This is a genomic window from Streptomyces sp. NPDC048637 (assembly GCF_040650675.1).
GTDB lineage: Bacteria > Actinomycetota > Actinomycetes > Streptomycetales > Streptomycetaceae > Streptomyces.
This window is the reverse complement of record NZ_JBEZHQ010000003.1, coordinates 255,770-281,278: the sequence shown is the minus strand read 5'-3', so window position 1 is coordinate 281,278 and position 25,509 is coordinate 255,770. Positions and strand designations below refer to the sequence as shown.

The 25,509-nt window shown below is 70.4% G+C and carries 26 protein-coding genes; 17 read left to right on the top strand and 9 right to left on the bottom strand.

The genetic code is table 11. The annotated features are described in order from the left end of the window. Positions 1-70 precede the first annotated feature (70 nt). Positions 71-931, bottom strand: coding sequence for a hypothetical protein (locus AB0C46_RS06440; protein ID WP_362826152.1), 861 nt, complete (start codon positions 929-931; stop codon positions 71-73). A gap of 237 nt (positions 932-1,168) precedes the next feature. Here AB0C46_RS06440 and AB0C46_RS06435 point away from each other — a divergent pair, with 237 nt between their 5' ends. Then, positions 1,169-2,041, top strand: coding sequence for a hypothetical protein (locus tag AB0C46_RS06435; protein WP_362826151.1), 873 nt, complete (start codon positions 1,169-1,171; stop codon positions 2,039-2,041). Here the strand turns inward: AB0C46_RS06435 and AB0C46_RS06430 are convergent. From AB0C46_RS06430 to AB0C46_RS06410, 5 genes are all read right to left on the bottom strand, one after another. Further along, entirely contained in the window at positions 2,038-2,916 is an 879-nt protein-coding gene (locus tag AB0C46_RS06430) for a hypothetical protein (protein ID WP_362826149.1), read from the bottom strand. The two genes, AB0C46_RS06435 and AB0C46_RS06430, sit on opposite strands and share 4 nt — an antisense overlap. A gap of 69 nt (positions 2,917-2,985) precedes the next feature. Continuing rightward, positions 2,986-3,216: a hypothetical protein gene (locus AB0C46_RS06425; RefSeq protein ID WP_362826148.1), complete on the bottom strand. Its 231-nt coding sequence runs from the start codon at positions 3,214-3,216 to the stop codon at positions 2,986-2,988. 2 nt (positions 3,217-3,218) lie between these two features. Next, complete coding sequence (locus tag AB0C46_RS06420; RefSeq protein ID WP_362826146.1) at positions 3,219-3,470, bottom strand: DUF6400 family protein; 252 nt, start codon at positions 3,468-3,470, stop codon at positions 3,219-3,221. 342 nt (positions 3,471-3,812) lie between these two features. Then, positions 3,813-5,117 (bottom strand): PP2C family protein-serine/threonine phosphatase, encoded by a 1,305-nt coding sequence (locus tag AB0C46_RS06415; protein WP_362826144.1) that lies wholly within the window; start codon positions 5,115-5,117, stop codon positions 3,813-3,815. A gap of 102 nt (positions 5,118-5,219) precedes the next feature. Beyond that, positions 5,220-5,924: a helix-turn-helix domain-containing protein gene (locus AB0C46_RS06410; protein ID WP_362826142.1), complete on the bottom strand. Its 705-nt coding sequence runs from the start codon at positions 5,922-5,924 to the stop codon at positions 5,220-5,222. 292 nt (positions 5,925-6,216) lie between these two features. On the opposite strand from AB0C46_RS06410, the gene AB0C46_RS06405 reads away from it, so the two are divergent. Further along, complete coding sequence (locus AB0C46_RS06405; RefSeq protein ID WP_362826141.1) at positions 6,217-7,743, top strand: APC family permease; 1,527 nt, start codon at positions 6,217-6,219, stop codon at positions 7,741-7,743. A gap of 90 nt (positions 7,744-7,833) precedes the next feature. Beyond that, positions 7,834-9,531, top strand: a complete 1,698-nt coding sequence (locus AB0C46_RS06400; protein ID WP_362826140.1) for an amidohydrolase — start codon at positions 7,834-7,836, stop codon at positions 9,529-9,531. A 117-nt stretch (positions 9,532-9,648) separates the two neighbouring features. Here AB0C46_RS06400 and AB0C46_RS06395 read toward each other — a convergent pair whose 3' ends face one another. Further along, positions 9,649-10,977 (bottom strand): ROK family transcriptional regulator, encoded by a 1,329-nt coding sequence (locus AB0C46_RS06395; RefSeq protein ID WP_362826139.1) that lies wholly within the window; start codon positions 10,975-10,977, stop codon positions 9,649-9,651. A 152-nt stretch (positions 10,978-11,129) separates the two neighbouring features. On the opposite strand from AB0C46_RS06395, the gene AB0C46_RS06390 reads away from it, so the two are divergent. Genes AB0C46_RS06390 through AB0C46_RS06375 form a run of 4 tightly spaced genes read left to right on the top strand, consistent with a single transcriptional unit; the run spans position 11,130 to position 15,625 of the window. Beyond that, positions 11,130-12,446 carry a sugar ABC transporter substrate-binding protein gene (locus AB0C46_RS06390; RefSeq protein ID WP_362826137.1) on the top strand — a complete coding sequence of 439 codons (1,317 nt, stop codon included), beginning with the start codon at positions 11,130-11,132 and terminating at the stop codon, positions 12,444-12,446. Then, a complete protein-coding gene (locus AB0C46_RS06385; RefSeq protein ID WP_362826136.1) occupies positions 12,443-13,366 on the top strand; it encodes a sugar ABC transporter permease in 924 nt (307 codons plus the stop codon). The genes AB0C46_RS06390 and AB0C46_RS06385 overlap by 4 nt, the downstream gene beginning before the upstream one ends. Continuing rightward, entirely contained in the window at positions 13,359-14,252 is an 894-nt protein-coding gene (locus AB0C46_RS06380; protein WP_362826135.1) for a carbohydrate ABC transporter permease, read from the top strand. Before AB0C46_RS06385 ends, AB0C46_RS06380 begins: the two co-directional genes overlap by 8 nt. After that, on the top strand, positions 14,249-15,625 hold the full coding sequence (locus tag AB0C46_RS06375) for a GH1 family beta-glucosidase (protein WP_362826133.1): 1,377 nt from the start codon (positions 14,249-14,251) through the stop codon (positions 15,623-15,625). The genes AB0C46_RS06380 and AB0C46_RS06375 overlap by 4 nt, the downstream gene beginning before the upstream one ends. A 65-nt stretch (positions 15,626-15,690) precedes the next feature. On the opposite strand, the gene AB0C46_RS06370 is transcribed toward AB0C46_RS06375, so the two are convergent. Continuing rightward, positions 15,691-16,101 (bottom strand): organic hydroperoxide resistance protein, encoded by a 411-nt coding sequence (locus AB0C46_RS06370; protein WP_362826131.1) that lies wholly within the window; start codon positions 16,099-16,101, stop codon positions 15,691-15,693. Positions 16,102-16,231: 130 nt separating this feature from the next. Here AB0C46_RS06370 and AB0C46_RS06365 point away from each other — a divergent pair, with 130 nt between their 5' ends. The 7 genes from AB0C46_RS06365 to AB0C46_RS06335 all read left to right on the top strand — a co-directional run bounded on the left by AB0C46_RS06365 (position 16,232) and on the right by AB0C46_RS06335 (position 21,832). After that, positions 16,232-16,693, top strand: a complete 462-nt coding sequence (locus AB0C46_RS06365; RefSeq protein WP_362826130.1) for a MarR family transcriptional regulator — start codon at positions 16,232-16,234, stop codon at positions 16,691-16,693. A 270-nt stretch (positions 16,694-16,963) separates the two neighbouring features. Beyond that, a complete protein-coding gene (locus AB0C46_RS06360; protein ID WP_362826129.1) occupies positions 16,964-17,197 on the top strand; it encodes an acyl carrier protein in 234 nt (77 codons plus the stop codon). Next, positions 17,194-18,432 (top strand): beta-ketoacyl-[acyl-carrier-protein] synthase family protein, encoded by a 1,239-nt coding sequence (locus tag AB0C46_RS06355; protein ID WP_362826128.1) that lies wholly within the window; start codon positions 17,194-17,196, stop codon positions 18,430-18,432. Before AB0C46_RS06360 ends, AB0C46_RS06355 begins: the two co-directional genes overlap by 4 nt. Positions 18,433-18,494: 62 nt before the next feature. Continuing rightward, positions 18,495-19,394: an alpha/beta hydrolase gene (locus tag AB0C46_RS06350; protein WP_362826126.1), complete on the top strand. Its 900-nt coding sequence runs from the start codon at positions 18,495-18,497 to the stop codon at positions 19,392-19,394. 59 nt (positions 19,395-19,453) lie between these two features. Further along, complete coding sequence (locus AB0C46_RS06345) at positions 19,454-19,798, top strand: metalloregulator ArsR/SmtB family transcription factor (protein WP_362826124.1); 345 nt, start codon at positions 19,454-19,456, stop codon at positions 19,796-19,798. After that, positions 19,795-20,643, top strand: coding sequence for an SRPBCC family protein (locus AB0C46_RS06340; protein ID WP_362826122.1), 849 nt, complete (start codon positions 19,795-19,797; stop codon positions 20,641-20,643). The genes AB0C46_RS06345 and AB0C46_RS06340 overlap by 4 nt, the downstream gene beginning before the upstream one ends. A 478-nt stretch (positions 20,644-21,121) precedes the next feature. Beyond that, positions 21,122-21,832 carry a transglycosylase SLT domain-containing protein gene (locus AB0C46_RS06335; RefSeq protein WP_362826120.1) on the top strand — a complete coding sequence of 237 codons (711 nt, stop codon included), beginning with the start codon at positions 21,122-21,124 and terminating at the stop codon, positions 21,830-21,832. Positions 21,833-21,997: 165 nt separating this feature from the next. On the opposite strand, the gene AB0C46_RS06330 is transcribed toward AB0C46_RS06335, so the two are convergent. After that, positions 21,998-22,201, bottom strand: a complete 204-nt coding sequence (locus AB0C46_RS06330) for a hypothetical protein (RefSeq protein ID WP_362826119.1) — start codon at positions 22,199-22,201, stop codon at positions 21,998-22,000. A 711-nt stretch (positions 22,202-22,912) separates the two neighbouring features. Here AB0C46_RS06330 and AB0C46_RS06325 point away from each other — a divergent pair. The 3 genes from AB0C46_RS06325 to AB0C46_RS06315 all read left to right on the top strand — a co-directional run bounded on the left by AB0C46_RS06325 (position 22,913) and on the right by AB0C46_RS06315 (position 25,481). Continuing rightward, positions 22,913-23,566, top strand: coding sequence for a transglycosylase SLT domain-containing protein (locus AB0C46_RS06325; RefSeq protein ID WP_362826117.1), 654 nt, complete (start codon positions 22,913-22,915; stop codon positions 23,564-23,566). Between the two features lie 386 nt (positions 23,567-23,952). After that, positions 23,953-24,813, top strand: coding sequence for a lysozyme (locus AB0C46_RS06320; RefSeq protein WP_362826115.1), 861 nt, complete (start codon positions 23,953-23,955; stop codon positions 24,811-24,813). Positions 24,814-25,028: 215 nt separating this feature from the next. Beyond that, a complete protein-coding gene (locus tag AB0C46_RS06315) occupies positions 25,029-25,481 on the top strand; it encodes a spore-associated protein A (protein WP_362826114.1) in 453 nt (150 codons plus the stop codon). Positions 25,482-25,509 lie beyond the last annotated feature (28 nt).

Sequence of the window (25,509 nt, the reverse complement as noted above, 5' to 3'; positions counted from 1 at the left end):
GATGACGGCCTGTGCGGCAGGTACGTGCGTATCGCAATCGAATCGGGCTCCGTCAGGAACCGGGGTGCTCTCAGGAACTCAGGTGATATTGGGCCCAGGGCTGATGCGCCTGCGCGGGCTCCTCATGCGAGGGCGCAAGGGTGCCCCACGGGGCGAGAGTGTTGTCCCATTCGGAGGCCAGGGCGGCCATGTCCGGGACGGACTCCGTGGACGGCATCGTGCCGGTGTGCCAGGCGGACGCCATGGGGTGTGCCGAGGGCGCGGCGTTCCAGGAGGCCGTCTGCTGGGCGGGGATGGTGTATTCGGATTCATACACATCGCCGGGGCCGCGCCGGTGGCGTCCCGCATGGGTTTCCGCCGGCCCCGGATAGAACCGCCCCTGGGCGGAGAGCTGTTGGGCCCGGGTGACCAAGCGGGTGAGGTCGAGCCCGAATTCAGCGGCAAGTTCGCGCAGATCCACCCCGGTCTGCCAACTGCCGATCAGCACCGCGTCCATCGCCGGGGACCAGGTCTGCTCCGACGCCCCCACGCCGCCGGTGGCCTCGCGGGTGGCGCCGGCGGGACGCGCTCCGGCGGACGGGATCTGGTGGGAATATTCGGCCGCGGGCTCCGGCGCCGGTGCGGCCTCCTCGGGCTCCCGCGGTGGCGCGGCGGGGGTGGCGGCCGCCAGCAATTCGTCGGCGACGGCGCGGGCGTCCTCCTTGCCCACCGTGCGCCGGGCGATCCGCACTTCCCGCTCGTTCAAACCGAACAGACCGGCCACCGCACCGGTACTGCCCACCGTCACCGCGAATGCCGCCAGAACCCGCGACCGGTCGGCCTGGGCCTCGTCAAGCCTGGCCTGCGCCTCGCGCACACGCTCGTCGCCCAGGCAAAACGCTTCTGCCAGCACGGCGTTGCGGTCCCACAACTCTCTAGGATCCATACTCATTCAACGCCTCTTGCCCGCAGGTGTCCCGATCTGGTTCAGCAAAGCACCCCAAAGCACCCATCGAACCACCAGATGAAAATCGTCCCGGCTCCACGGCCCCCGACCGCTCCGGACCCCCGAATGACGTCATATGCCCTGGCCACAGGCCCGCGTAAATACGCAACGCGGATTGTCAGTGTCGTGAGCTACTGTCCCGATCAGTCCATCTTCTGATTTCCATGTGTTCATGGGGGGACCATGACTCATCGCGCCCGCGCCCGTACCTCGCCCCGCGTCGTCGGGGCGCTGCTCACCGGCGCCGTGCTGTGCGGCACGGCCGCCTGCACGGCAGGCGGCTCGTCCGCTGACCGCTCCGGCGCGCCGGAGCGGCCCAACGCAACAACGGTCGCCGCGGTGCAGAAGGCCGTCGACAAGGGCGCCGGGCTCAACTCCCTGTCGTATCGCGTCGCCGGCCAGGTCCCCGGGCAGGGGACCGTCGAGGGCAAGGCGTCGTTCAGCCTCCGTCCGCGCGCCGCCGACATGCGGATGACGGCGTCCGGGGGCGTCAAGGAGGGCGAGTTCTCGGTGCGGCTCGTGGGGGGCGCGGTGTATCTCGGCGGGGGCGGGCAAGCGGCTGCTGTGCTGGACGGCAAGCACTGGCTCAAGTTCGCGCTCAAGGACAAGGAGGCCGGCGACTTCGGGGGCATGCAGCGGCAGGCCGACCAGGACCCGGCGGCGCAGGCGTCCTTGCTTCCCCAGTCCGATGACGTCAAGAAGGTCGGCGAGGAGACCGTCGACGGGGTGCGGACGACGCATTACGCCGGGGTGGTCGACGTGGCGGAGCTGCAGAAGAAGCGGGCCGCCAAGAGTTCTCCGGACGCCGAGCGCCGTACGAAGGTCGTCGAGCAGTACCAGCAGCTCGGGGTGAGCGAGCTGCGCCTCGACCTCTGGGTCGGCCCCGGCGACCGCACGGTGAAGCTCCGGGAGCGTGCGCGGGCGGCCCAGGGGCCGCTTGACGTGACCATACGGTTCTTCGACGTCAACAAGCCCGTCACGGTCCAGGCGCCGCCCGCTTCCGACACGATGGATCTGGAAAAGCAGCTCAGGGAGGCGCAGAAGGAGCTGGGCTAGGAGCGGGCACCGCCTTGTACGGGCTCGTCGAGGTGGGGCAGGCCGATCGGGTTGGGGAAGGGGAGGATGTCGGCGGCCAGGATGCGCCGGACCACGGGTTCCAGGCCCTGCAGCAGCTCCTCGGTCTCCGCGTCGGGCAGCGCGCGCAGCAGTCGGCCGGCCAGCCGGTCGGTCGCCTTCTCGATGCGCTCCCGTTCCTGCCGGCCTTGGTCGGTCGCCTCGCCCTGGGCGTCCACGAGGCCACGGGAGCGCAGCCGGTCCGTCGCGGCGGCCCACTCCTCCTCGCTCCAGCCGCGGTCCTCCCGCATGGTGTCCTTGGGTACGCGACCGGACGCCGCGGCCAGGACCAGGGCCTCGCATCCGTCCACACCCTCGTCGGCGAGCACGGTGTGGTGCGCATCGCCCCTGAACTCCCGGACGGCGGTGGCCAGTTGCCACAAGCGCTCGACGGGGTCGGCGTGGTCGCACAGCGCGCGGTTGGCGGCGAACAGGGGCCGTGCGGTGGCTGGTGCGTCATCGACGATCGCCTGGAGCAGTGGCAGCAGCCAAGCCGCCGTGTGCTCCAGCTCGGGGTCGATCCCGCGCAGTGCGTGGGCCGCACGGCTGCCGCGCTCGTCGAGCACATGTGCCGGGCCGACGATGCTCCAGGCCGCCGGCAGTGCGCGGGCGACCATCTCCGGGGCGAACACTCCGAGGACGGCCGTGGCCGCCGCGGGTTCCACGGCTCCCAAGGGTGCGGTGCGCGAGGCGAAATACCCCATCCAGAAACCCTTGAGACCGAGGTCCTTGCCCAGGTCACGACACCGCTCGTCGAAGTAGCAGACCGCGTGCAGCGGCTCGGTCAGCAGCCAAAGCGCTCGTGCGTGCAGCTCCATGGACCGCACGCTACCGCCGCCCGGCGTCGGGCGCAGCGCACCGGAACGCGAAGACCTGCGGTTCCGCTGTCAGCCGTCGGTGCGGCCGCCGGCTCCGAAGCCCGACTGCCAGGCCCACAGGTGGGTGCAGTTGGGGCACTGCAGATGCAGCACACTGCCCTTGTTCGACAGGAGGTAGCGCCAGTGGTCGGGGCAGGTGCGGCCGTCGAGGCAGGTTCCGCAGTCCTGATGGTCCTGGCAGCTGGGGCAGGGCACCCAGGCCCGGCGGCCGATATCGGCGGTGGGGTCGAGCGGCAGCATGCTCAGGCCTGCCCGGAGGCCGGCAGCACCCCGGCGGCGACCAGCGCGTCGTAAGTGGCCTGCTGCTCCGCGTCCAGGCCGGAGTACAGGAGCCGGTATGCGTCGGCCTCGCCCTCCATCACCTCGATGGGGTCCCATGTGTCGCCCAGCGCCGCGAGGACTTCGGTCCGCCGCCGGGCTTCGTGCGCGGTGAGGTCGATCTCGAAGTTCTGGGGTTCCGATATCCGGGGTTCCGAGGTGTTGCGGTCGTTCATGGTGCGCGTCCCATGCCACTTGCGGATGATTCGGACGTGTCTATCAAGCGGGGCGGCACTGAGGAAGCGTCAGGGGGAGCGGGCCGGAGCTGCGGATCGGCGGGCGGGTGAGGTGGTGGCGCAGCGTGAGGAAGTGAAACGCAAGAGAAGGGGGCAATTCGGAAAGCGTGCGTGGGATATCTTTGCGATTTGCCCGATATGTTCATGAATTCATGGCGTGATGTACTTCATCCTCGTTGGGTCGATCGCCGGCCGCCGACCGGGGCGCCGGGGTGCCGGGGCGGCCGGGCGGGATGCCGGGGCGGCCGGCCGCTGTGGCGGCTGCCTGGCGGTCGAGTGGCGCTATGGCCTGTCCAATGGGTCGGTGCCCCGGCGTCCGCCGCCCGGCGGACAGCCGGGCAGGCGCCGCACGGCGACCGCGGCGGCGTCGTCACCCAGCCGGCCGTCGGTGTGCGCCAGCAGGTCCGTGCGCAGCTGCCGTAGCGCCTGCCGCGGACTGCAGTCGCTCCAGACGCCGGCGCGCTCGGCGAGCGGGTAGAACGTGCCCTTGTCGTCGCGGGCCTCGCTCACCCCGTCCGTATAGAGCAGCAGCAGGTCGCCGGGCTCGAAGGGAAATCCCTCGACCTCGTAATCAGGGGCGCCGGGCAGACCGCCGAGCCCAATCGGCAGCGCGGGCCGCTCCGCCGACAGGGTGCGCACCCGCCCGTCACGCAGCAGCAGCGGGGGCGGGTGGCCACAGGTGGTGGTGTGGACGACGGGCCGTCGGTCGGGGAGGTCCAGGAGAATCACGGTCGCGAAGGTCTCGTCGATGTCGATGGTCTCGTCGGCGTCGAATGCCTCCTCGGTGTCGATGGTCTCGTCGGTGTCGATGACGGGGGCGGACCCGGGGGCCGGAGCGGTGGGGAGGGGGCCGACGTCCGAGGCGGGGTCGGCAGCCGCGTCCGCCCCGCCCCTGGCCCCGTTCTCGTCCCCGCCCCCGTCCCTGCCCCCGCCCCTGTCCCCGTCCCCGCCCACGTCCCCCGGCACGTTGTTCCACTGGCTGCTGTCCCAGCGGACGGCGCCGTCGAGGTGGACGGCCAGCCGGGGCAGTGTGGCCTCGCGGTGGGCGGCCGCGCGGAAGGCGCCGAGGATCAGGGCGGCATGGCTGTAGGCGGGCAGCCCCTTGCCCCGGACATCACCGATGATCAGCCGGGTGCTGTTGGTGGTGCGCGCCGCAGCGAACAGATCGCCGCCCATCTCCGCCTCCTCCTCGGCCGCCAAGTACAGGGAGGCGATCTCCAGGGAACCACTGCGCGAGGGCAGCGGCCGGAGCAGGACCTGCTGGGCGACCCCGGCCACCGAGCGGCTCTTTGTGAGCCGGCGTTCGTTGCGGTCCCGCACGACGGTGAAGAGCACGACCAGCGCGGAAACCACCACCAGCGAGGCGATCTGGGCCTCCAGGTTCTCGGTGAACAGCACATGGCGCGCGATGCCGATGAACACCTGGGCGGCCACCGCCAGCAGACCGATCGCCGCCGTCAGACGGGGTCCGGCGAAGGCCGCGGTGATCGCGGGAGCCGCGACGAGAAGGGGCCCCAGATGGATGTCGGGCGGTGCGAGGACGTCGATGGTGCAGACCGCGACGATGATCCCGACGGGGATCAGCACCAGGACATGACTCAGTTCCCGTCGTCCCCGGAAATGCCTCAGCCATGGAAAGGGCATGTCTCATGTTTGCACCGGGGTGAGCGAAATGCCCGGCTCATCCCGTCACCTCGCCCGCTCCGCCGCCTCCTGTCGCATGGCCGCGATGAGCAGATCGAGCGCCGGCTCGATGGCCGAGCCCCCCATGAGCGGCAGGTGCTCCCGTACGCGGTGCAGGCTGGGGTAGTCGTCCGCGGGCAGGTTGCCGTACTCGTCCTGCCAGGCCTGTTCGTCCGCCGCACGCTGGGCGGGAGCCAGCCGCAGGACGCCGGCGTCCACGGCCGCATGGCCGAGGGCGGTGTCCACGAGTGCGTGGTAGTGCCGGACGGCGGTGGCGTCGTCGAAGCCCGCCTGGAGCAGCAGACCGATCCCGGTGTCGACGGCGTGCTGCTCATACGGCCGGCCGGTGACCCGGACGGTGCTGAACACGGCGATCTGCGGGTGACGCAGCGCGGAACGGTACGCCCGCAGCCCGAGGTCGCGCAGATCGGCGGCCCAGTCGCCGCCGGGCGTGAAGTCGGCCATGGACTCGCCGATGAGCCGGTCGGCCAGCGCCAGCAGCAGATCCTCGGTGTTGCGGAAGTAGCGGTAGACGGCCGAGGGGTCGGCGCCCAGCGCCGCTCCGAGTTTGCGCACGGTGAAGGCCTGCGCCCCCTGGGCGTCGATGAGTTCGCATGCGGCGTCGACGATGAGATCGGCCGACAGGACCACGCCTGAACTGGTCGGCCGGCGCCGCTTGCGCTCGACCGGGACGCGCTCGCTCTCCGCCACGCCGAACCCTCCGCTTCGCCCCGCCCCGGCCCTCCGGCCCTTCTCGGAGCCAGTTAATCACCAGGTTACGTCAACACCGTTGACACAAGAATGAACGGCCTGTTTCATCGGCGGACATAGACGGACCGCCGCGGTGCCGCATCCCGCACCACCCCCTTCCGTACGACGCGGCCTGGCCTCCATCCCGGGCCCGGCCCGCGCCGCCCTGCTCCGCCACACCCCGCCCGCACCTCCCCGTTCCCCCAGGTCCGGCCGAGACCGGTCCGGCCCGCCCGTCCAAGGAGTGAGTGCCATGCCTTCCGCAGTGCAGCAGGACCCCGGCCCACCGAGCATGCGCCGCTCACTGGGCGTGAAGGACGGGGTGGCGATCGCCGCGTCGAGCACCGCCGCGACCACCAGCATCGGCATCGGCATGGGCACTCTGGCCGCCTACGCCGGCCGGCAGACGCCCGCCCTGTTGCTGCTGGCCTTTGTGCCCATCCTCGGCATCGCGCTGTCGTACGCCCGGCTCAACCGCAGCGAACCGAACTGCGGCAGTGGCTACACCTGGGTGGGCCGGTCCATCGGCCCCTGGCCCGGATTCCTGACCGGCTGGGTGGTGCTGGTCGGCAACGTCATCTTCATGGCGTACACGGGGGCGGTGACCGGCTCCGTCGTGCTCCAGTTCCTCAACAAGCTGGGCCTGTACAGCGTGTGGGGGCTCCGGCTGGATCCGGCCTCGACCGGTATCAGCACCACCGTGGGCCTGGTCGCGCTGGTCGTCGTCACCCTCACCGCCATCACCGGCGTGCGGGCCGCGACCCGACTGCAGATGGGACTGCTGGTCTTCGAGTACGCGGTCCTGCTGGTCTTCTGCGGCTACGCCCTGTTCATCGGCGACCAGCCGTTCTCGCTGTCCTGGCTCAACCCGTTGGAGATCGGCTCACCGCAGGACGTGGCCCAGGGGATGGTGCTGGCGGTGTTCTTCTACTGGGGCTGGGACGCCGCGTTCAGTGTCAATGAGGAGACCCGCAGCTCCACGGACGCGGCCCGCGGCGGACTGATCGCGCTGGTGGTGATGATGGGTCTGTTCCTCGTCGGCGCGCTCGCGTTCCAGCGGGTGATGAGCACCGGGGAACTCATCCACAACGGACCGCAGGCGCTCACCTTCCTCGGCGCCGAACTGGCCCCGGAACCCTGGGCCTCGCTGCCCCTGGCCGCCCTGATGTGCTCCGCCTTCGCCTCCCTCCAGTCGAGCGTCATCCCCACCGCCCGCGGTGCGCTGGCGATGGCCCGCGACCGGACGCTGGGCCCGGTGTGGCAGCGCGTGCACCCGCGCTACGGCTCCCCCGCCGTGGGCACCGTGCTGATCATGGCCCTCGCCGCGCTGCTCGCCGTGCTCGCGGTCGGCATCCCCAAGCTCAACGACATGATCCTCACGGCCGTCAACTCGATCGGCCTGACCGTGGCCCTCTACTACGGACTCACCGCGCTCGCCTGCGCGGTGCGCTTCCGCGACAGCCTGCGCGCCGGAGCCGTGCGCGCGCTCCGGGACGTGGTCGTTCCGGCAGTCAGCGCGCTGACGCTCTTCGGGCTCGGCAGCTATCTCGTCTGGGACTACGCGACCATGAGCGACCACTTCGAGGCGAGCCCGGACAACGGCTGGTTCATGCTGCTGCTCCCCGCCCTCTTCATCCTGGCCGGCCTGGCGACCGCCGCCTGGGCCAAGTGGATACGCCGCGCCCCGTACTTCCGCACCGGCCGGGGGACGGACGCCGATGCGATCACGTTGCCGATGGACGGGGACGGCAGCCCGCTCCCGAGCCCCGTGGAGGGCTGACCCACGCCCGATCCGACCCCGTCACCCCACCCACCCGAGCCGCTTGCGGCCACCGCACCACACTCCCCACACCACTGGAGCAACCACCACATGGACCTCAGCACCACCCCGGACGCCCGCACCCCCGGCTCCGCCGACGGCGGCCCCGCGGACCTCGTCTTCCTCTCCGGTCCCGTGCACACCGTCGATTCCGCGCGCACTCGGGCGAGTGCGGTGGCGGTACGCGGCGACCGTATCGTCGCCGTCGGGCACGAGGCAGAGGTCCGCGCGCTGATCGGGCCCGCCACGGAGGTCGTGGATCTGCACGGCAAACTGCTCATCCCCGGTTTCCAGGACGCGCATGTCCATCCGGTCGGCGGCGGGCGGGAGTTGGCGCTGTGCGATCTGACCGCGGCGGTCACGGCCGAGGCGTACCGCGAACTGATCAGCGCGTACGCGGCGGCGCATCCGGAGGCTGCCTGGATCAACGGCGGCGGCTGGTCCATGGAGGCGTTCCCCGGCGGCACACCGACCCGCGAGTTCCTGGACGCGCTGGTCCCCGACCGCCCGGTGTTCCTGGTCAACCGCGATCACCACGGCGGCTGGGCCAACTCCTGCGCCCTGGAACGGGCCGGGCTCACCGACCGTACGCCGGACCCGGCCGACGGGCGGATCGAGCGGGACGCCGACGGCCGGCCGACCGGCATGCTCCAGGAAGGCGCCATGCGGCTGGTGGCCGACCTGATCCCGGAACCGACGCTCGCCGAGCAGACCGAGGGGCTGCTCCGGGCGCAGCGCCTCCTCCACGGCTACGGCGTCACCGCGTGGCAGGACGCGATGCTGGGCTACGCCCCCGGTATGCCCGACGTCACCCCCGCGTATGTGGCCGCCCGGCGCGACGGGAAACTCACCGCACGGGTGACCGGGGCGCTGTGGTGGGACCGCTCCCGTGGGGCGGAACAGATCCCGGAACTGGTCGCGCGGCGCGCCGAGTTGACCGAGGGACGGCTGCGGGCGACCAGCGTCAAGATCATGCAGGACGGCATCGCCGAGAACCACACCGCCGCCATGCTCAGCCCCTACCTCACCGCGTGCGGCTGTGCCTCCGACAACAGCGGCATCTCGTTCATCGACCCCGAGGCGCTGCGGAGCTACGTCAGCCGGCTGGACGCGGAAGGCTTCCAGGTGCACTTCCACGCCCTGGGCGACCGGGCCGTGCGTGAGGCGCTGGACGCCGTCGAGGCGGCCCGGCGGACGAACGGTCTGCGCGACACCCGGCCCCACCTGGCCCACCTCCAGGTCGTGCACCCGGAGGACATTCCGCGCTTCCGCCGGCTCGGGGCGACCGCGAACATCCAGGCGCTGTGGGCGGCCCACGAGCCGCAGATGGACGAGCTGACCATTCCCTTCCTGGGGCCCCGGCGCGCCGGCTGGCAGTACCCGTTCGGCGATCTGCTGCGCTCCGGCGCCACCCTGGCGGCGGGCAGCGACTGGCCGGTCAGCTCCCCCGACCCGATCGCCGCGCTGCATGTCGCGGTCAACCGCCGGGCGCCGGAGGACCCGCCGTCGGCGCCGGTCTTCCTGCCCGAGCAGCGCATCGACCTGGGTGCGGCGCTCGCCGCGTACACGGCCGGCAGCGCCTACGCCAACCACCTCGACGAGACCGGCACCATCCAGCCGGGAAAGCTGGCCGACCTGGTCGTGCTCGACCGCGACCCGTTCGACGGCCCCGACGAGGAGATCGCCTCGACCCGCGTGCTGGAGACGTTCGTCGGGGGACAGCGGGTGTACGCGGCCGATGACGCCTGAGATCGAGGCATAGCGGGACCACCCGTCGGCGCGTCCGGACGGGACGGCGGGTCCGGCGGGCCCAGGCCCCCCGTTCCGGAGGCTCAGGGACGGGCCGGGCGCCGTACCACCGCCCCGTCAGCCACGCCCGGCCCGTGCCCGCTCCTCCAGTGCCGTCCGCCACCCCGGCGCCGTCACCCGCTCCCCCGGTTCGGGGGCCGGTGCGGCACGCCGCCGCCCCCCGTTGGCGAAGAAGTCCGCCAGCGGCAGCGTCGCCGCGCCGACCGTGACGGCGTCGGGGCCGAGCCTGCCGAGGTCGATGGTGACCCGGCCGGCGGGGTGCGCCAGGGAGTAGGCGGTGGCGTGGGCGCGGACGGCGGGGAGGAGGTGCGGGCCGAGCCGGAGGCCGGCCCAGCCGCCGATGAGGACACGTTCGGGGCTGAAGAGGTTGATCAGGTCGGAGATGCCCGCGCCGAGGTACTCCGCGGTCTCGTCGAGGACGGAGCGCGCGACCGGATCGGCGGCCGGACCGCCGTCCGGTGGGTGGGCGGCGGCGACCAGCGCGGTGAGCGCCGTCTCCTCGTCGGCGTCGGCGGGCGGTTGGCCGCCCGCCTCCTGCCAGCGTTGCAGCAGCGCCTCGGATCCGGTGTACGCCTCCAGACAGCCGCGGGCACCGCAGCGGCAGCGCCGGCCGCCGACGCTGACCGTCAGATGTCCCCATTCACCGGCGCTGTCGCGGGCACCGCCGTCGATGACGCCGTCGGTGACAAGGCAGGCGCCGACGCCGGAGCCGAAGAGCACGATGGCCGCGTTCCTGGCGCCGCGGCCGCCGCCGAACCACATCTCGGCCTGGCCGAGGGCCTTGGCGCCGTTGCTGAGGAAGAAGCCCACACCGGGCGGGAGTGCGACGGTGTGGTGCAGCAGCTCCTCCAGCGGGACGGCGTCCCAGCCGATGGTCTGGCCGTGGACGACCGCGCCGCCGGGCCGGCTCCGGTCGAGGATGCCGGGCACGCCGACGCCGACGCCGAGCAGCCGGCCGGGGGACGCCTCGCTCTCCCGCAGCACGGTCGCGATGCCGTCGGCGATATGGCGGACGATCAGATCCACGTCGTAGCCGTGGTGCCGCAACGGGAGTTCCGAGCGGGCCAGTTCCCGCATGGCGAGATCGAAGAGCTCGACCCTGACCCGGGTCTCGCCCACGTCCACGCCGATCAGCGCGCCGCTCCCCGGGGCCACCCGTAGCAGGGTGCGCGGCCGGCCGCCGTCGGACCCGACCACGCCGGCCTCCTCCAGCAGTCCGTCCTCGGAGAGTTCGGCGACCACATTGCTGACGGAGCCTGAACTGAGGCCCGTTGCGGGCCCGAGTTCCTGCCGGCTCAAGGGGCCGTCGGAATACAGCCGTTGCAGAACGGCGGTGCGATTGGCCCTGCGCAGGTCACGCACGGTCCGTTGGGTGCGTTCGGCCATCTGGTCCCCTCCCGGCCGGCCGGCTGCCGGTGTTCGCTCTCTTGACGCGCCCTTCCCTCGGGCTTTAACTCACACCCTAAGTTAAGCCATGAGGCTGTTCAGGAACGGAACATGGCCGGCCTTCGGACTCCTCAAAGAGAGGCGTATCCGTCATGCGCATACTCCGAGCCGCGACCGTCACCGCCACCGTTACCGCACTCGCCGCCGTGGCGTCCGGATGCGGCGGTGGGACGAGCTTCGGCGGCGGTGGCAGCGACGACTCCCCCAAGACGCTGACGTATTGGGCGTCCAACCAGGGGCCGAACGTCGAGGCCGACAAGGAGATCCTCGGCCCCGAGCTGACGAAGTTCGAGCGGCAGACCGGGATCAAGGTCAAGCTGGAGGTCATCCCCTGGCCCGAGCTGCTCAACCGGATCCTGGCCGCCACCACGTCCGGCCAGGGCCCCGATGTGCTCAACATCGGCAACACCTGGTCCGCTTCGCTCCAGGCCACCGGAGCGCTGCTCCCCTGGGACCGGACGAACTTCGACACGATCGGCGGACGCGACCGGTTCCTGGCGCCGGCCCTGGACGCGACGGGCGCGGCGGGCAAGGACCCGGCCGCGGTGCCGCTGTACTCGCTGGCCTACGCGCTCTACTACAACAAGCGGATGTTCCAGGAGGCCGGGATCAGCAAACCCCCGGCCACCTGGGACGAGTTGGTCGCGGACGGCAAGAGGATCGCCAAGGACGGCAAGTGGGGCCTCGGCGCCGAGGGCGGCCAGCTGACCAACAACATCCATCAGGCCTTCGCGCTCGGCAAACAGCACGGCGCCGACTTCTTTGACAGCTCGGGCAAGCCCGCCTTCACTTCGGACGGCGCGGTCGCAGCGGTGAAGCAGTACATCGACTTCATGGCCAAGGACAAGATCATCGCCCCGGGCAACGCCGAGTACGGACAGAACCAGTCGCTCAGGGACTTCGCCACGGGCAGGACCGCGATGGTGCTGTGGCAGGCCGCGGCCACCACCTTTGCCGCCGACGGGATGAAGCCCGGCGACTGGGGCGTCGCCCCGGTCCCCGTCCCGTCCGGCACCCCCGGCACCGGCCGGCAGATCAACTCCATGCTCGCCGGCATCAACATCGCGGTCTTCAAGAACACCCGCAATCTCCAGGGCGCGCGGAAGTTCGTGAAGTTCATGACGAGCGACACCGAACAGCGGCTGCTCAACAAGACCTATGGCTCCATACCGCCCGTCAAGACCGCCCAGCAGGACCCGGCGTTCAACCGCCAGGACACCAAGGTGCTGCGCGAAACGCTCATCAGGAGCGCCGCGCCGCTCCCGCAGATCGCCGAGGAGTCCCAGTTCGAGACGTCCGTCGGGACCGCCATCAAGGACCTGTTCGCCGACGCGGCCGCCGGCCACCCGGTGACCACCGCATCGGTCAAGGCGCGGCTGGCCAAGGCCGAGCAGCAGATGGCGCAATGAGGGGCGTCACCAGGCTGCGCCGCGTCGGCCTGCCCTATCTGCTGCTGCTTCCCGCGCTGCTTCTGGAGCTGCTGGTCCACCTCGTCCCGATGGTCATCGGCATCGTGATGAGCTTCAAGGAACTGACCCAGCTACAGATCGCCCACTGGGGCGCGGCCCCCTGGAAGGCGCTGGGCAACTACCGCGTCACCGTGGACTTCGACGCCCCGGTCGGCGCCACACTGCTGCACTCGTTCGTCGTCACCTGTGCGTTCAGCGTGCTGACGGTGGGCCTGTGCTGGCTTCTCGGCACCGCGGCCGCGATCTTCCTGCAGGAGAACTTCCGGGGCCGCGGCCTGCTGCGGGCGGTCTTCCTCACTCCGTACGCGCTGCCGGTCTACGCCGCGGTCATCACCTGGGCCTTTCTCTTCCAGCGGGACAACGGCCTGGTCAATCATGTGCTGCACGACCAGCTGCAGCTCACCGATGACCGGCCCTTCTGGCTGCTCGGCGACAACAGCTTCCTCGCGCTGCTCGTGGTCTCCGTATGGAAGACCTGGCCGTTCGCGTTTCTCGTGGTGATGGCCGCGCTGCAGAGCATCCCCAAGGACCTCTACGAGGCGGCGGCGCTCGACGGTGCGGGCATCGTCCGGCAGATCCGGCGGATCACCCTGCCGTCCTTACGGCCCATCAACCAGGTGCTGATCCTGGTGCTCTTCCTGTGGAGCTTCAACGACTTCAACACGCCGTATGTGCTGTTCGGCAAGGCCGCCCCGGAGGCCGCGGATCTGCTCTCCATCCACATCTACCAGTCCTCCTTCGTCACCTGGAACTTCGGTACCGGCTCGGCCATGTCCGTCCTGCTGCTGCTCTTCCTGCTGGTGGTGACGGCCGGCTATCTCCTGGCCACCTCGCGCGGAAGGAAGTCTGCCGATGGCTAGCACCGCTGCCCGCGCGCCCCGCACCGGCGGCCGCAGGCTCTCCCCCACCGCTCCGCCCCGCGCCTTCCGCTGGACCCGGCGGATCTTCCTCACCGCGCTGACCGGCTTCGTACTGCTCCCGGTGTACGTGATGCTCAGCAGCTCGCTCAAGCCCCTGGAGGATGTCTCCGGCGCCTTCCGCTGGCTGCCGGGCGAGGTGACCGTCCGTCCGTACCTCGACATCTGGCACACCGTTCCGCTGGCCCGGTACTTCACCAACTCACTGATCGTGGCGGGCTCGGCCACCGTCTGCTCGGTGGTCGTCGCGGTCTTCGCCGCCTACGCGGTGAGCCGCTATCGCTTCCGCGGCAAGCGGATCTTCACCGTCACGGTCCTGTCCACGCAGATGTTCCCGGGCATCCTCTTCCTGCTCCCGCTGTTCCTGATCTACGTCAACATCGGGAACACCACCGGTGTCGCCCTCTACGGCTCCCGCGGCGGGCTCGTACTGACCTATCTGACGTTCTCGCTCCCGTTCTCCATCTGGATGCTGACCGGCTACTTCGCCTCGGTGCCGCGCGAGCTGGACGAGGCCGCGTACGTGGACGGCTGCGGTCCGCTCGGGGCGCTCTTCCGGGTCGTGGTGCCCGCCGCCCTCCCGGGGATCATCGCGGTCGCCGTGTACGCGTTCATGACGGCGTGGGGCGAGGTGCTGTTCGCCTCCGTCATGACCAACGACACCACCCGCACCCTCTCGGTCGGCCTGCAGGGCTATGCCACCCAGAACGACGTCTACTGGAACCAGGTGATGGCCGCGTCCCTGGTCGTCAGCGTCCCGGTGGTCGCCGGGTTTCTGCTGCTCCAGCGCTATCTGGTCGCCGGGCTCACCGCCGGAGCCGTCAAATGACCCCCGCCGAAAGGAACTCCGTGAGCGACCGGATCGACTTCGCCGCCCTGCCGGACGACTTCACCTGGGGCGTGGCGACCTCGGCCTATCAGATCGAGGGGGCGGTCGCCGAGGACGGCCGCGCCCCCTCCATCTGGGACACCTACGCACACACCCCGGGAAAGATCGACAACGGCGACACCGGCGACCAGGCCTGCGACCACTATCACCGCTGGCGCGCGGACATCGGCCTGATGCGTCAACTGGGCGTCGGCGCCTACCGGTTCTCGATCGCCTGGCCGCGGCTCCGGCCGGACGGAGACGGCCCGGTCAACGCCGCGGGACTGGCCTTCTACGACCGGCTCGTCGACGGGCTCCTCGAAGCGGGCATCGCCCCCTTCGTCACCCTCTACCACTGGGATCTGCCGCAGGCCCTCCAGGACCGTGGCGGCTGGCCCGCACGGGAGACCGCCGAGCACTTCGCCGCGTACGCCGCGGTGGTCGCCGGGAAGCTCGGCGACCGCGTCCCCCACTGGGCCACACTCAACGAGCCGCTGTGCTCGGCCTGGATCGGCCATCTCGAAGGCCGGATGGCCCCCGGCCACACGGATCTCACGGCGGCGGTGCGTGCCTCGTACCATCTGCTGCTCGGGCACGGTCTGGCCGTCCAGGCGATCCGGGCCGCGGCGCCGGACGCCCAAGTCGGCATCGTCAACAATCTCAGCACCGTCGAGCCCGCCACCGGGTCCGAGGCCGATGCCGCGGCGGCCCGGCGGATGGACGGGCACACCAACCGCTGGTGGCTCGATCCGGTGCACGGCCGCGGCTTTCCGGCGGACCTGCGCGAGGTGTACGGCGTGGAGCTGCCGGAGCGCACCGGGGATGCGGAGACCATGGCGCAGCCGCTGGACTGGCTGGGGCTGAACTACTACTTCCCGGTCGTGGTCGCCGACCGGCCGGCCGGCCCGCCGCCGTTCGCCCGCCCGGTGCGCCGTCCGCGGGTCCCCCGTACGGGCATGGACTGGGAGATCGACGCGGACGGCATCGAGACACTGCTGCTGCGGCTGACGCGGGAGTACGGAGCGCGCACGATCCACGTCACCGAGAACGGCTCCGCCTACCCGGACGTGCTCCGCCCCGACGGCACCGTCGCGGATCCCGAGCGCACGGCATATCTGCACGGGCATGTCGCGGCCTGCGCCCGCGCGGCCCGTAAGGGCGCTCCACTCGCCGGATACTTCGCCTGGTCGCTGATGGACAACTTCGAGTGGGCCTACGGCTACGACAAGCGCTTCGGCCTGTTCCATGTCGACCGTGCGACGCAGGTCCGCACCCTCAAGGACAGCGGCCGGCACTACGCCGGGCTGATCCGCAGCCATAGGCGCACTTCCTGAGACGCCCTCGCCCGGCGGACCGGCCCCGCCCCTTCGCCGGGGCCGGTCCGCCGGGCGTCGCGCCGCTACTCGATGACGAGCTCGACCTCGATGTTGCCGCGGGTGGCCTTGGAGTACGGGCAGTACTGGTGCGTCGCCTCGACCAGCTGCCGGCCGGTCTCGCCCGCGAGGGTCTCCGGCAGCTCCACCCGCATGACGACGGCCAGGCCGAAGCCGGTGTCGTCCTTGCCGATGGAGACCTCGGCGGTGACCGAGACATCCTTGGTGTCGATCTTCATCTGCCGGCCGACATTGCCCATCGCGCTGGCGAAGCAGGCCGCGTATCCGGCGGCGAAGAGCTGCTCCGGGTTGGTGCCGGCGCCGTTGCCGCCCAGCTCGGGAGGCATGGCCAGGGCCAGGTCGATCCGGCCGTCGGAGCTGACGGCCCGGCCCTCACGGCCATTGGCGGTGGCGACAGCGGTGTACAGCGCGTCCATCACAGTTCCCCTTCGATAGCGCGGCGGCCGTTCCCCGGCCACCCGATGCCCACCACAGTTGCACACATCTAAATTGCCCGCAACTAAGTTGCGCACAACTAAATGACTCGCGGCGAGCTAACCTGGGTCCATGACCCCTGCGACCAGGCCTCCGGTACCCGACGCCGAACTGCTCCGCCTCGACCACCAGGTCTGCTTCTCCCTGCACGCCGCCTCACGCGCCTTCGGCGGCGTCTACCGGGACGCCCTCAAGGACCTGGGCCTGACCTACCCCCAGTACCTGGTCATGCTGGTCCTGTGGGAACACGGCTCCCAGCCGGTCAAAACCATCGGCGAACAGCTCCGACTGGACTCCGGAACCCTCTCCCCCCTGCTCAAACGCCTGGAGTCGGCCGGTCTGGTCCGCCGCGAACGGAGCACCGAGGACGAGCGGTCGGTCACCATCCACCTCACCCCCGCCGGCGACGAGCTGCGCGAACAGGCCCTGCCGGTCCCCCGCAGGATACTGGCCGCGACCGGCCTCACCATCGAGGAACTGCGCACGCTCCAGGGCCTGTTGGGCCGGGTGACGAGCGCCCTCGACGAGGCCTGACCCCGGGCGGTTCCCCAGTCCGCCGGCGTCCGCCCCGTACCTCTCGGCGGTCCGCGGCGTTACGTACGTAGGTGCTTTCCGCGGTGTCCGCAAGGCGAGGTGCGGACGCGTTGTCCACCCCGGTCGCTCATCACCCCATTGAGCTACCAAGGTTGGGGTGTCATCGGTACAAAGGCGTATAAAGGGTGGTCAAACCAGCCGGAGCCGCCGGTGATATCCCGCCCACGACGCGGTTGGCAGCATCGCCTACGACAAGCGGAGGAGCGCCACGTGAATGCGGCAGAAGTTGTCAACACCTTGCTGGTCCAACGATTCGGGGTTTCCCCGGCCGACATCACCGACGAGACTCCGCTCCGCAGCCTGCGCCTGGACTCCCTGGCGCTGGAGGAGCTCCGCGTCCTCATCGAGGAGCGGCTGGACCTCGACCTCGACGAGGTGTCGCTGACCCCGCGGAACACCGTGGGCCAGCTGGTGGCGGCCGTCGACGGCAACGTTCCGGCATGACGGCCCGCCAGGAGCCGTTCTCCGCGGCCGTAACAGGACTGGGACTGGTGACCGCGGCGGGCGTGGGGGCGAAGGCCACCTGGCACTCCGTCACCCAGGAGACGGTGCCCGGCGGGGTGAGCCACCAAGAAGAACTCGCCGATCTGCCCTGCGACTTCATGTACACCATCGCGGATCTGGACACGACCGAGCTGCTCGGTGTGGCCACCCAGCGACTGATGGACCGCTTCTCCCAGCTCGCGGTGATCGCCGCCCGGGAGGCCGTCGCCGATGCCGGGCTCGACCCGGAGTCCTGGGACAGCAGCCGGGTCGCGGTGGTCATCGGCTCCGCACACGGCGGGCTGCCGTTCTACGACCAGCAGCATGCCGCGATGGCCGGGCGTGGCGCCCGCCGGGTCTCCCCCAAGCTCGCCCCGCTGACCGTCGTCAACAGTGCCGCCAGCAGCGTCTGCATGGACCTCGGCGCACAGGGCCCCAGCATGGGCGTGGCGACGGCCTGCTCCTCCGGCACGGTCGCCGTGGGCACCGCACACCAGCTGCTGCGCGCCGGGGTCTGCGATATCGCCGTCGCGGGCGGGGCGGAGTCGGTCCTGTCCCGGCTGCTGATCGCCAGCGCCTGCCAGATGAAGGCGGTCTCCACCCGCCGGGACGATCCGGCCACGGCCTGCCGCCCCTTCGACGCGGGCCGCGACGGCTTCGTGGTCGGCGAGGGCGCCGGGCTCCTGGTGCTGGAGCGGCCCGAGCACGCGAGCGCCCGCCGTGCGCCCGTCCGTGCCCACATCCGCGGCTACGGCGCGTCGAGCGATGCCTACGCCGCGGTGGCCCCAGACCCCGAGGGGAACGGCATCGAGCGGGCGCTGCGCAACGCGCTGGCGGACGCGCAGGTGCAGGGCCGGGACGTCGGGCATGTCAATGCCCACGGCACCTCGACGGTCGTCAACGACCGCGTCGAGGCCACCGTCCTGCAGCGGGTCCTAGGCGATCACCCGCTGGTCACCTCGACCAAGGCGATGACCGGGCACGCGCTGGGCGCCGCCGGCGGGATCGAGACCGCGCTCACCGTGCTCGCCCTGGAACAGCAGCTGGTGCCGCCGACCGCCAACCTCGAGGTGCCGGATCCGCGGATCCCGATCGAGATCGTGCGCAAGGAGGCCCGGCAGGCGGCGTTCGACTGCGCGGTCAAGACGTCGCTCGGCTTCGGCGGGCACAATGCCGCGCTCGTACTGACCCGCTAGACCGCCACCGCGCGCCCTTGCCGGCGCGCCCCTCCCGCCGGTGCCCCGAGAAGGAATCTGCCATGTCCGAGGAAACGATCCGCGCCTTGTCGGTGCACGGGGTGTCCTATTCCTACCGGCGGCTGAGGCAGCCGGAGCGGATCACCGAGCCCGTTCTGGTGCTGGGCGGCGCACTGCAGGGAATGTACGGCTGGCCCCAGATGGAAGACCACGTGGGGCCGGTGGCGGACGTGGTCACCGCCGACCTGCCGGGCATGGGCAGCGCCGACCCGCTCCCTCCGGGGCCGAGCATCGATGTCGTGTGCGCGGCGATCGAGCGCATCATCGACGATCTGGAGGTCCCCCGGATCAACCTCTTCGGGTTCTCGTACGGGGCGGGTCTGGCCTACGGGTGCGCCCGGCGATTCCCCGGCCGCGTCGCGCGGCTGGCCCTCGGCGGCGTGCCGGCGCACATCAGCGACGCCCAGGTCGAGCTGTGGCGGCGGGCTTCCGATCATCTCGCGCAGGGCGACACCGAGGCCTTTGCCACCCTGGTCGCCCAGGGCCTGATGTGCCTCGACGACCGTCGGCACGTCGCGCGCCGGAAGCTGGCATACCGCTATGTCCGGCGCTCGATGCTGCACGCGGCCCGGAACTCCCGGCACGCGGTGGACTCACTGCGCCGCGGGATCTCGGACCGGCCGGACTTCTCCGGTGGCCTGACCGATGTCCCCACCCTGGTCTTCAGCGGTGAGCACGACACGGTGACCTCCCCGGCCCGGCAGCGGGACTTCGCGGCCACCATCCCGGGCAGCCGCTTTCTGACGATTCCGGACGCCGATCACTGGGTGGTGCTCGAACGCCCGCAGGAGGTGGCGGACTTGGCGGCCCGGTTCTTCACCGATGGACCGCTGAGCTCGGCGCCCTGCCTCGCGCCGGTGGTGCGCGAGGAGCCGTCGCCGGCCGATCCGGCATGTGTGTGAGCCCTGAACCTCGGCAACATTCCCTTGCAGCTATATAATCCAAGTGGCATGCTGAGATCATGACCCTACCGTTCGACGTTCTGGCGGAGCCGAGCCGGCGCAAGATCCTCGACCTGCTGCTGGAGCGCCCGCGGCTGGTCGGCGAGCTCACGGAGCAGCTCGGACTGAGCCAGCCCGGCACTTCCAAGCACCTTCGGGTGCTGCGCGAGGCCGGGCTCGTCCGGGTCCGGCAGGACGCCCAGCGCCGTTGGTACGAGCTCCGGCCCGAGCCCCTGGCGGAGCTGGACGCCTGGCTGGCCCACTACCGGCATCTGTGGACCGGGAGCCTGGACGCTCCCCCAGCTAACGCGTCGAGGTGCCCCCAGGAACGGCACCTCGACGCCATGGAGGACGATCCCCGATGAACCCGCATTCCGACACCCTCACCACCGCCGACGGCCGCACCGCACTGCGCATGGAGCGCAGGCTCGCCCATCCGCCCGCGAAGGTCTGGTCGGCGATCACCGACCCGGCGCACGTCGGGCAGTGGTTCCCCTCCGAGGTCACCGTGGAGCTCCGCCCCGGCGGAGCGATGACCTTCGTCATGCCCGGTGTGAGCTGCATCGCCATGACCGGTACGGTCACCGACGCCGAGGAGCCCCGGCTGTTCGCCTTCACCTGGGGCGAGGATCATCTGCGCTGGGAGATCACCCCGGACGGCGACGGCTCGCTGCTGGTTCTGGTGCACACCTTCGGCGACCGGTTCGGCGGCGCCAGCTTCGCCTCCGGCTGGCATCTGTGCCTCACCGCGCTGTCGCAGCTGCTCGACGGGGACTCGACCCGGGTCGATCGCGACTCGGGTGAGCTGCACGAGGCGTACCTTGAGCAGTTCGATCTCGGGCGCGGGGTGGTCGAGGACACTGCGGAGGGCCCTCGGATCCGTTTCGAGCGTCAGCTCGTACGTCCCACCGAGGCCGTCTGGGCGGAGCTGACCTCGGGAGACGAGCCTGCGGTGGAGGCACCCGCACCGGCGGGCTTCACCAGCCGGCAGGCGCCGGCCGGGCCCATCACCGAGGTCACGGCCCCGGCGGTGCTCGCGTACCGCTGGCACCCGGAGGGCACGGTCCGCTGGGAGCTGGGCCAGGGCACCGGCCATGGCCCCCGTCTCGTTCTCACCCAGACCGGCCCGGAGGGCTTCGACGTGGACGCCGCACTGGAGGCGTGGCACGAACGTATCGAGCAGCTCGCCGCACGGCTGCTGGCGGGCTGAATTACCGCCCCCCCTTTTAGCGCCGCATACTCGCGCCCCCTATGCAGTCCATAGGGGGCGCGCGCGATGCCGGGCACCGCGGGCATTGCCGACCCGCCCGCGCCCGCTGCGGAATTACCCGTTCACCGTGTGAGCCAGGCAACTCCGCGGTGCCGTGGAGCGGAATGCGGCGTCCGTACCGCGTGATGCCGGGCACGAGACGTACGTCACGTACGAGCATTCCTAGTCGAGGCCCTTCCCGGCACACAGCGAGATTCGCGGTATTTACAACGGACATCTCGCTCTATCTCACGAAGATAGGTAGTACAAGGCACCTTTGCCACCATCTTGGGCTCGCGCTAACCATGTTCCGGGTAGCACCGAGAACGAGCCCGCGATCTCAGCCGGAGCGGCGAAACGCGGCAATGACCCTCGGTCCTCACGCGCCAACCGAAGGCCGTTTCCCCCGCCACCAAGCTCTGGAAGAGGTCCTGTCCGCATGCCCAACTTCACCCTGCCCCGCCCTGCCCGCATCACCCGCACGCACAAGGTCACCGCCGCGCTGGTCGGCACCGCGAGCTGTGCCGCCGCCCTGGCGTTCACCGCGGCGCCGAGCGACGCCGAGACCACCTCCGCAGCCGCCCCGGCCGCGGTCAAGCCGGTCAGCGCCAACGGCCTGCCGCTCACCGCGAAGGACCGGGCCGACGACGGCAAGCAGGCACGGGCGGTCGCCTCGTCCGTCGCCGCCGGTCTCAAGGTGACCGCTGTCGAGAAGCAGAACCACGCCGCCGAGCAGACCGCCAACCGCTCCATCGAGCGCAAGGCCCTCGTCGCGCCGAAGGCCGCCCCCAAGGCGCCCAAGGCGCCCAAGGCCACCCCCAAGCGCTACGCGAACAACCTTGACGGCTGGATCCGTGAGTCGCTCGACATCATGAAGGACAAGGGCATACCGGGCTCCTACGAGGGCCTGCACCGCAACATCATGCGGGAGTCCAGCGGCAACCCCAACGCCGTCAACAACTGGGACATCAACGCGATCAACGGCGTGCCGTCCAAGGGCCTGCTGCAGGTGATCCAGCCGACGTTCGACGCCTACCACGTCTCCGGCACCCCCCATAAGCTCACCGACCCGATCGCCAACATCACCGCCGCGGCCAACTACGCGGCCGACCGCTACGGCTCGATCGACAACGTCGACTCGGCCTACTGAGCCGGAGAGACACGACCGTGAGCACGGTCGGAGCAGACTGATCCGGGGCCGCGGTGCGGCCCCGAGCACAGCAACGGCAGTGGCCCTGCCCGCATTCCGCGGGTGGGGCCACTGCCGTTTGCCGGGTGGCACCGGTGCCGGGCGGCAAGCGCCCGGCGCCGCCGGTCAGTAGCGGTCGCGCCGGGGCAGGCCTTCGCCGAAGAGCGTGTCGAGAACCTCGCCGGCGATGCGGAGTCCCTGCCGCTCCTTGGCCGTGAGCCGGTCCTGGTGGCGGCCGTCGACCGGGGCCGCGGCGGCAGCGCCGGTCGCGAGGAAGCCGGTGACGAGAAGACCGGTGAGAACGACGGAAATACGACGGAGCATCAGCATGTCCCTACGGTGAGTGGTGACGGTGTGCGGTGCCACCTTCCGGGGGCGGCGGGCCCCGAGTCATGCGACAGCTCCGGGCGCTGCTGCGAACGGACCAGCGGCACCGCCGTATTGCCGTAGTGGAGCTCTCACCAACGGCGGAGCCGGTCTGCCCTTCTCCCTGCGCCGCCCCACCGTAAAAGCCCGGCCATGGCCGATCGATCGTGAATCAGGGCACAATTGGCGCACTTTTGGCCCCGGCCACAGTGCCCCTCGCCACATTTGGGGATTCCCGCACCGTCCCAGCGGGCCGGCACCCCGGTAAATCTGCTGCCGCCGGCGCCTGAATCGGTGCCGGAGAACGCTAATTCCGGTGTGAGCCAGGCAACTTATATACGGGGGACGAGCGGCCTTTGAGGCCGCTGTCGGGTGACCCGAGGCACGCGATGTACGTCACTTACGAACCTGCCTAGTCGATATCCCTGCGGCCTTTCCGGGCCATCGCCGCCGGAATCGCTTATTGCTTCGGTGATCCGGTTTCTTCTCACGAAGATGAGTAGTACAGAGCACCATTGCCTCGATTCGGGACCGGCGTTAACCATGGATTCCGACGCACCGAGAGCGAGCTTGCGCATCACGCCCCAAGGCGGACGCAGCGAAGACCTCTGGTTCGTAACGCGCCGCCAAAAAGGCCGCCTCCCCGTCCCCAGTACCTGGAAGAGGTCACTCTGCATGCCTAGCTTCACCCTGCCCCGCGCTGCCCGTATCACCCGCATCACCCGTACCCACAAGGTCGCCGTGGCCGTTCTGGCCGCCGCGGGTGCCACCTCGGCCCTGGCCTTCACCTCGGCTCCGGACACCGCACAGGCCGCTTCTGGGCACTCCCCTGCCGCGGTCAAGCCGGTCAGCGCGAAGGGCCAGCCGGCCAAGGCAGACGACGCCAGGACCGGCCGCCCGGTGACCGCCTCGGTCGCCGACCACGTGAAGGTCACCGCCGTCGAGAAGCAGCACAGCGCCCAGCAGGCCGCCGACCGCTCCGCCGAGCGCAAGGACGTCAAGGACTACCCGAACAACCTGGACGGCTGGATCCGCGAGTCCCTCGACATCATGAAGGACAAGGGCATCCCGGGCTCCTACGAGGGCCTGCACCGCAACATCATGCGGGAGTCCGCCGGTGACCCCAACGCCGTCAACGGCTGGGACATCAACGCCATCAACGGCACGCCCTCCAAGGGTCTGCTGCAGGTGATCCAGCCCACGTTCGACACCTACCACGTCGAGGGCACCCCCGATAAGCTCACCGACCCGATCGCCAACATCACCGCCGCGGCCAACTACGCGGCCGACCGGTACGGCTCGATCGACAACGTCGACTCGGCCTACTGAGCCGGCAGAGCCGAAGAGCCGTCATGGACACCCGAGGCCGGACCGGCCCGATGAGGTCAGAGACATGACGGACCAGACAAACGAGCCGGCAGGCTCGGCATAGAGCAGCTTGCGAAGCGGCGGAATGGCGCGTTCGCCGCTGCGCGGTGGAGCGGGTCCCGGCAGTGCCGGGGCCCGCTTCGCTCTGTCGTGCGACCCGGAGGTCCGGACCGGGGGCGTGAGCGATGGTTTCCGCCCGCCGGACGGGTGAGATGCAGGGCCGGTCGGCGGACTGACGGCCTGTTGGGCCATAGAGTCAGGCAGTTCTGCGTATATGTCTCTTATCGGCAGGATTCTGCTCAAAAGCTGCCGAACCTGACTCAACCGAAGGCCTTCGGAGGCATGCGATGCCCTTGCGCAGATCCGGTCCGGCCCGCCGTACAGTCCCGATTGCGGCCGGAACTCTCGTTTCTCTTCTCTCCGTGCTCGCTCTGCCCCTCGCGCTGCCCGGCTCCGCCACGGCGTCGGACGCCGAGAAGAGACCCGCCCACCCCGAACAGGACTGGATGGGTTCCACCATCATCGCCCACGAGGGCGGTGACCGGGCGGGCGGTTCCGAGCCGCGGGCGTCGGGCCACCGGGCCGTGGCCGGCGTCGATGTCTCCAGCCACAACCGCAAGGTCGGCTGGTCGTCGCTGCGTAAGTCCGGGGTGCGTTTCGCGTATGTCAAGGCCACCGAGGGGACCAACTACACGAACCCGTACTTCGCGCAGCAGTACAGGGGCTCGTACCAATCCGGCATGATCCATGGCGCCTACCACTTCGCGCTGCCCGACCACTCCAGCGGCGGCTCCCAGGCGCGGTACTTCGCCGATCACGGCGGCGACTGGTCCAGGGACGGCAGGACGCTCCCCGGCGCGCTCGACATGGAGTACAACCCCTACGGCGCGACCTGCTACGGGAAGAGCCACAAGGGGATGGTCAGTTGGATCCACGACTTCGTGCAGACCTACCGGGAGGAGACCGGCCGTCACGCGGTCATCTACACCTCCACCAACTGGTGGAAGCGGTGCACCGGCAACTCCGGGAAGTTCGGCAGGACGAACCCGCTGTGGATCCCGCGGTACGGATCGTCCGTGGGCTCACTGCCCGCCGGCTGGCGCTATCACAGCATCTGGCAGCACACCTCCTCGGGCCACCCGGTCGGCGACCGTAACCGCTTCAACGGCTCGTACACCCGCCTCAAGGTGCTCGCGAACGGCCACTGACCCCACACGCAACGGCCGGTCCCCGGCGCGCCTGCTCCGGCGCCGGGGACCGGCCGTGTTCCGTTCGCCCCGCGGCCTGCGACGGCCGGACGCCTTTGGGACAAACCCTCCGGCATGACGGCGAATTCACGCCGCGGTACAACCATCGACGGCCGACCGATGTCCAACACTGCGAAATGACCACGCTAGGCACTTCACCCAACGGGGGGTATTCCATGAAGCGTTCTCGTGCTATCGCAGGATCCGCAGTGCTGGCCGTGGCCGGTATCGCCACGATGGCGACGGCCACCACCGCGTCCGCTGCACCGAGGGCCGCCGCCGCGTACAACGGAGCCTGCGGAAGCGGCTACAGCGTAGTGAATTCCGTACCGGTCACCGGAAAGGGGACCGTGTACCTGACGTACAGCGCAAAGACCGGAAAGAACTGTGTCGTGACGGTGCGGAACAGCACCGGTAAGCGGGTGTACATGAACGCCTATCTCACGGCTACGGACGGCAGTTCGGACTGGGTTTACGACAGCGGTCAGTACACCTCCTACGCCGGACCCGTCTACCTGCCCGGAAAGGGCATCTGTGTGGACTGGGGCGGCGCGATCGAGTCGGTCAGCGTCAGCGTTTCCGGCTCCAACTGCGGCCGGATGGCGGCCGGTGTGGTGACGCACCACTGATCGCCCATGACGGCGGGTTCCCGGGCAG

Bases quoted from the DNA above. Each gene is read 5' to 3' on its own strand.
- AB0C46_RS06440 (WP_362826152.1), bottom strand. From the start codon at position 931: ATGAGTATGGATCCTAGAGAGTTGTGGGACCGCAACGCCGTGCTGGCA.
- AB0C46_RS06435 (WP_362826151.1), top strand. From the start codon at position 1,169: ATGACTCATCGCGCCCGCGCCCGTACCTCGCCCCGCGTCGTCGGGGCG.
- AB0C46_RS06430 (WP_362826149.1), bottom strand. From the start codon at position 2,916: ATGGAGCTGCACGCACGAGCGCTTTGGCTGCTGACCGAGCCGCTGCAC.
- AB0C46_RS06425 (WP_362826148.1), bottom strand. From the start codon at position 3,216: ATGCTGCCGCTCGACCCCACCGCCGATATCGGCCGCCGGGCCTGGGTG.
- AB0C46_RS06420 (WP_362826146.1), bottom strand. From the start codon at position 3,470: ATGAACGACCGCAACACCTCGGAACCCCGGATATCGGAACCCCAGAAC.
- AB0C46_RS06405 (WP_362826141.1), top strand. From the start codon at position 6,217: ATGCCTTCCGCAGTGCAGCAGGACCCCGGCCCACCGAGCATGCGCCGC.
- AB0C46_RS06400 (WP_362826140.1), top strand. From the start codon at position 7,834: ATGGACCTCAGCACCACCCCGGACGCCCGCACCCCCGGCTCCGCCGAC.
- AB0C46_RS06395 (WP_362826139.1), bottom strand. From the start codon at position 10,977: ATGGCCGAACGCACCCAACGGACCGTGCGTGACCTGCGCAGGGCCAAT.
- AB0C46_RS06390 (WP_362826137.1), top strand. From the start codon at position 11,130: ATGCGCATACTCCGAGCCGCGACCGTCACCGCCACCGTTACCGCACTC.
- AB0C46_RS06385 (WP_362826136.1), top strand. From the start codon at position 12,443: ATGAGGGGCGTCACCAGGCTGCGCCGCGTCGGCCTGCCCTATCTGCTG.
- AB0C46_RS06380 (WP_362826135.1), top strand. From the start codon at position 13,359: ATGGCTAGCACCGCTGCCCGCGCGCCCCGCACCGGCGGCCGCAGGCTC.
- AB0C46_RS06375 (WP_362826133.1), top strand. From the start codon at position 14,249: ATGACCCCCGCCGAAAGGAACTCCGTGAGCGACCGGATCGACTTCGCC.
- AB0C46_RS06370 (WP_362826131.1), bottom strand. From the start codon at position 16,101: ATGGACGCGCTGTACACCGCTGTCGCCACCGCCAATGGCCGTGAGGGC.
- AB0C46_RS06365 (WP_362826130.1), top strand. From the start codon at position 16,232: ATGACCCCTGCGACCAGGCCTCCGGTACCCGACGCCGAACTGCTCCGC.
- AB0C46_RS06355 (WP_362826128.1), top strand. From the start codon at position 17,194: ATGACGGCCCGCCAGGAGCCGTTCTCCGCGGCCGTAACAGGACTGGGA.
- AB0C46_RS06350 (WP_362826126.1), top strand. From the start codon at position 18,495: ATGTCCGAGGAAACGATCCGCGCCTTGTCGGTGCACGGGGTGTCCTAT.
- AB0C46_RS06345 (WP_362826124.1), top strand. From the start codon at position 19,454: ATGACCCTACCGTTCGACGTTCTGGCGGAGCCGAGCCGGCGCAAGATC.
- AB0C46_RS06340 (WP_362826122.1), top strand. From the start codon at position 19,795: ATGAACCCGCATTCCGACACCCTCACCACCGCCGACGGCCGCACCGCA.
- AB0C46_RS06335 (WP_362826120.1), top strand. From the start codon at position 21,122: ATGCCCAACTTCACCCTGCCCCGCCCTGCCCGCATCACCCGCACGCAC.
- AB0C46_RS06330 (WP_362826119.1), bottom strand. From the start codon at position 22,201: ATGCTGATGCTCCGTCGTATTTCCGTCGTTCTCACCGGTCTTCTCGTC.
- AB0C46_RS06325 (WP_362826117.1), top strand. From the start codon at position 22,913: ATGCCTAGCTTCACCCTGCCCCGCGCTGCCCGTATCACCCGCATCACC.
- AB0C46_RS06320 (WP_362826115.1), top strand. From the start codon at position 23,953: ATGCCCTTGCGCAGATCCGGTCCGGCCCGCCGTACAGTCCCGATTGCG.
- AB0C46_RS06315 (WP_362826114.1), top strand. From the start codon at position 25,029: ATGAAGCGTTCTCGTGCTATCGCAGGATCCGCAGTGCTGGCCGTGGCC.